At 35.8% G+C, this 4,947-nt stretch carries 3 protein-coding genes and 1 riboswitch; of the genes, 2 read left to right on the top strand and 1 reads right to left on the bottom strand.

What is annotated here, in order from left to right; all coding sequences use genetic code 11:
• Nucleotides 1–193 precede the first annotated feature (193 nt).
• Nucleotides 194–1,066: a 4-hydroxy-tetrahydrodipicolinate synthase gene (dapA, locus tag BM098_RS12940; protein WP_089834032.1), complete on the bottom strand. Its 873-nt coding sequence runs from the start codon at nt 1,064–1,066 to the stop codon at nt 194–196.
• 111 nt (nt 1,067–1,177) lie between these two features.
• Nucleotides 1,178–1,363, bottom strand: a riboswitch (Lysine riboswitch).
• Between the two features lie 167 nt (nt 1,364–1,530).
• Here dapA and BM098_RS12945 point away from each other — a divergent pair.
• Together BM098_RS12945 and BM098_RS12950 are read left to right on the top strand one after the other, a co-directional pair.
• Nucleotides 1,531–4,281: an EAL domain-containing protein gene (locus tag BM098_RS12945; RefSeq protein ID WP_089834034.1), complete on the top strand. Its 2,751-nt coding sequence runs from the start codon at nt 1,531–1,533 to the stop codon at nt 4,279–4,281.
• 102 nt (nt 4,282–4,383) lie between these two features.
• Entirely contained in the window at nt 4,384–4,743 is a 360-nt protein-coding gene (locus tag BM098_RS12950) for an IDEAL domain-containing protein (RefSeq protein WP_089834036.1), read from the top strand.
• Nucleotides 4,744–4,947: the final 204 nt, after the last annotated feature.

The following is a 4,947-nucleotide window of genomic DNA, read 5'->3' on the forward strand; positions in this document are numbered from 1 at the left end:
CATGTTTCAGCTGCATAAAAAGAGCCGAAACATGTGAAATATAAACTTGAAATTATTGGTTAAAACTTCTCACCAACACCATTTGACAAAGAACCAAACAACGAAAATTTTATACTTTCCTATACTATTAAAAAAGCTACGACCAAGTGATTTGGTCGTAGCTAATCTATTTCGTCTGACTTTCAATTTAATATTAGTAGTAACGCCCAACTTTGTCATCGACATGTGACTTTTCGCACGCTGATAAAGCAATGAGCGGCAAACGTACGTGGCCAGGGTTTAAACCTTTCATAGACAATGCATACTTCACAGCCGTTGGATTTGGCGCACTAAATAGGGCTTTAATTACAGGCGCAATGTCTTGTTGAATCTTTACTGCTTCTGTGTGTTTACCTGACTTAAATGATTGAATCATCTGATTCATTTCATTACCAACCATGTGAGAAGCGACACTAACAATCCCTGTCCCACCAAGTGCTAAAATCGGTAATAATAAGTTATCATCACCACTGTATACAGAAAAGTCATCGGGTGTTTCTTTAATGATCTGACTAATTAAATCAAGGTCACCTGTTGCTTCTTTAATCGCTACAATGTTATCAACTTCAGCAAGGCGAAGAACAGTGTCTAACTCTAACCTTACAACCGTACGACCCGGAATATTATAAAGCATGACTGGAACTTTCACACTTTCTGCAATGGCTTTAAAGTGCTGATACATACCTTCTTGTGACGGTTTATTGTAATAGGGGGTGACAAGCATAACACTGTCAACGCCAATCTTTTCAGCTTCTTGTGAGAGAACAATCGATTGCTTCGTATTGTTTGATCCTGTCCCAGCAATAACGGGGACGCGTCCATTAACGTAAGCAACAACAAATGTAAGGAATTCTAGTTTTTCTTCATGTGATAACGTAGGTGATTCACCTGTTGTACCGACTGCAACGATACCTTCTGTTCCATTATCTAATAAATAATCGATCAATCGTTCTGTTTCATCATAGTTAATTTCGTCTTGGTCATTAAAGGGCGTGACCATCGCAGTTAATACTTGATTAAAGTCCATTATTACACCTCATTATAATTATTTTTAAAGGTAAGAAGCGCACAATCAATTCACGACATAGAAAAAGCAGCCCAGGCTAAGTGAGCTGCATCATGTTTTTGTATCGTTGATGCGTGAGATAGCCCTCCATACAGTCTAACACCTATATGACAATGTTGTACCTATTAAATACAACACCAGCACAATAACGCATAAACAGTTATTATCCTTCGGCATAAGACCCTTTCAGCTAACATCCTCGAGTGTTTATGGCTCTCTGTTTTTTTACTCTTGTCTTATGCAACCTCTATACCCACTTCAATATGTATTGAAGTATATGTGAATGTGGTTTAACTATATCAAAAATTCAATGCGTTGACAAATGTTTTTGCGAGCTTCTAATTGCTTACAACCAATTGTTAACATTGTCAAGCACTATGAAAGTAAGCTAAAATAAAGATAACAACAAGAGAGGGTGAACAGACATGAAGCTACCTGTGAGTTACTGGCAAAAAAATTATTTAATTAAGGCCGCATTTTTTAATATTACTATTATACTTGGTTTCTTCGTTCTGTTTAGCTATGCCGCTACTTTTACTATTGAACGATTTACTGTTAACTATTATGATGAAATGATGTATTCAGCTAACCAACGATTTAGCCAGCAGTTTGACCATATCTTAATGGAATTGGATGAATTAACTTTTCATGCCGGTAACCAAGTTAAATTACAAAATAATGACCAGTCCATTAAACATCAAGCGTTAAAAGAATTAATTAATTATTCTCCAATGGTTGATTATGGTTTCATAACCGACCAAGATCATGTCATACAAGCTTCGGTCTTTTTTGGCACAGTAAGTACTTCCGATTATCAATTACAGACCATTTCCTTTGTTGATGAACCCTTACTACAAAAAGCGCAAACGATTAAGAAAGAAAACTTGTTGGAGCTGCTTATCCCAATAAAGGATGAGCAATTACACTTGTTTATTGACTTAAGTGCAGATAACACCTTACAAGATTTCTTTCACTCACTTTCATTTTCTGAGTCTTTTTACATTGGCATATTCAATGATGCTGATGAATTAATTTATAACTATGATTTACTAGTTGATAGTGATGAAAAAAGCCTTGATAACTTCTATAAAAATAGAAACAACTTTTCTCTTTTATCGAGCTCAGATAACAATGTCAGTGTTTTTCATCATGAAGATTCTCATTTTATGATTGCTACACAACAGTTAAGTCGTGATGGATGGACTTTAGCTTTATTTGTCCCGAAAACCTTTGCTGAGCAATTTATACTCAGTATTTTTAATACACTATTACCTATTTTAATTGTGCTGGGCATTCTGTTTCTCATTATTATGTTGTATGCTTATTATCGAAGCCAAAAGCCTTACCAGGCTTTAATCGAAGCTATTGATGAGTTAAGTGAAGGAGACTATACTCACCGAATTCGCTATACCAATAATAATACACGAATCGGGACGATTAATCATAAATTTAACCAAATGGCCCATGAGTTAGAAAAAACGCGGTTAGCCATCAAAAAAAATAAACAACAGCTAGCTAGTCAAAAAGACTTTTTATACCAAATTATTAATGTGAGTCCCATGATGATTTATACGATGAATGCTGATGGCATCTACACACTTGTTAATGATCAATATGCCCAGTTATTCGGTTATACTGCTAAATCGATGCTCGGACGGCATGCCTTGAATGCAACAAGGGATACAATTGCCACGCATTATCACTTAAAGCTGCACCAGTCGATTTTATTATCTCAGGAGCCAAATACGTATGAAGACAAGCAATTGCTACTTGATGGTAGTACGCGTTGGTACCGAATAATGAAACAGCCGATTGATAGTATCGAAGGCAAAGGCAAAGAAATACTGATGGTCGCAACCGATATTACTGAAATCAAACAAAATCAAGCCTTGATTGAGCACCAAGCCAACCACGATGAATTAACCGGCATTGGGAATCGTAAATACTTTAAAACAGTTGCGGATGAAGCTATAAAACAAGCTGATCAAGATAATGAAGGATTTGCGGTGATGTTTTTAGATTTAGACCGGTTTAAATATGTAAATGATACGTTTGGTCATGACGCGGGAGACAAATTGTTAATCGATGTCGCCAATCGAATTAAAGCTGTCATAAAAGACAGTGACTTTGTTTTTCGTTTTGGCGGAGATGAATTTATAGTCTTAACACATGTTACTGAAGATCGAAAAAAAGTTACCGAATTAGCACTAAGTATTATCCATACCCTCACAAAGCCTTACACTTTTAATGATCACAATTTCATTGTTACCGCGAGTATTGGTATTAGTTTGTATCCAAAACACTCTCAATCATTAAATGAGCTAACAAAATATGCTGACTTGAGCATGTATCAAGCAAAACAGCAAGGAAAAAACACGTATAGATTTTACACACCAGCACTCGAAACCGAAGTGTCTCATCAGATTCAATTAGAAACTGACCTTTTCCAGGCATTAGAACGTAATGAGCTCTATGTTGTGTATCAACCAATTGTTGATACACAAACAAAAGAGATTCATGCCGTGGAAGCATTATTACGCTGGCAACATAATAAACTCGGTGCGATTGCTCCAAATGTTTTTATTCCTATTGCTGAAACAAATGGGATCATGCAGCAATTCTCAGAATTTTTATTAAGGGAATCAACTGAAATAATCTCAACATACAATAAACATCATGCGTCATCAATCAAACTGCACATTAACCTTACAGAAAAAGAATGTTGTGATGAAAAGACACTTATTACTATTCGACAACAGTTCGACAAGAGCAACCTTACTCTTGATCACTTAGTGATCGAGCTTAATGAGAATTTCACCCGATCTAAATGTATTCATTTAAAAGATAAATTAGAAAGCTATCAACAAACGGGCATACAGGTAGCGCTTGATTCATTTGGCGATCATTTTCTATCGCTGCGTCAGTTAAAAATATTACCATTTAATTTAATAAAAATATCACAAGGTACACTTCATAACGCACTTAGTGATAAAAAAGGAATAGCTGATTATCACCGCCTGGTTACGCTTGCTAAAGAATTGCACTTAATCATTGTGCAAGAAGGCGTAGAAACCGCACAAGAAGTCGCACTAATCGAGTCGGTTGGACTAGATGCTTATCAAGGCTTCTTAATAAGTCAGCCACTTACAAAGCAGCAGTTTGAGCAAGACTATTGACATTCCCGCTAAAACCGATTATTATTACTATTAAGTATTTTAAATAACTATTCTAAGTTTTCTGTTAATTTAAAATATATAATAGAAAAGGTGGTGTCAAACATGAAAGCAGAAGAGCGAAAACAAGTAAATGAAGGAGATTGGGTCAAATTACAGTCAAACAAGGGTGAGCGTATTCATGGCTTCGTTGAAAAACAACTAGAAGAAGAGAACCGGGTGCAAATACGTGTGATTGCGAGTGACAACCATCTTTTAACCAATCACAGTATTCAAGTCCACGTCGTTAAACTACAAGTTGAACCAGACAGCAAATACTACACACTAGGTGAATTAGAACAATTAATCGACCTTGCCCTTCAAACAAATGATAAAGTATGGTTTGACGCATTATCCGACCAATACAATTACTTGAAAAAAGAAACAGAAGCGAAACGTCACATTGACTATACCCAAGTCAATTAATTCAATACGAGAGCTAACCACACCGATTGGTGTGGTTTTTTCTATTTTAATAAGGTGAAAGATAAGCGAATACCAGATGAAAGGATTGACAAGAGGGTGAAAAATATGTTCTCGAGTTTGACACTTAATTAAAACAAAAACTCTCTAACCCCTTATTTTTCAGGGGTTTAGAGAGTTTTTTCGCTTTTGAAAAAGTGAGTACTA

This window comes from Halolactibacillus halophilus (genome assembly GCF_900115605.1).
In the GTDB taxonomy this organism is placed as follows: domain Bacteria; phylum Bacillota; class Bacilli; order Bacillales; family Amphibacillaceae; genus Halolactibacillus; species Halolactibacillus halophilus.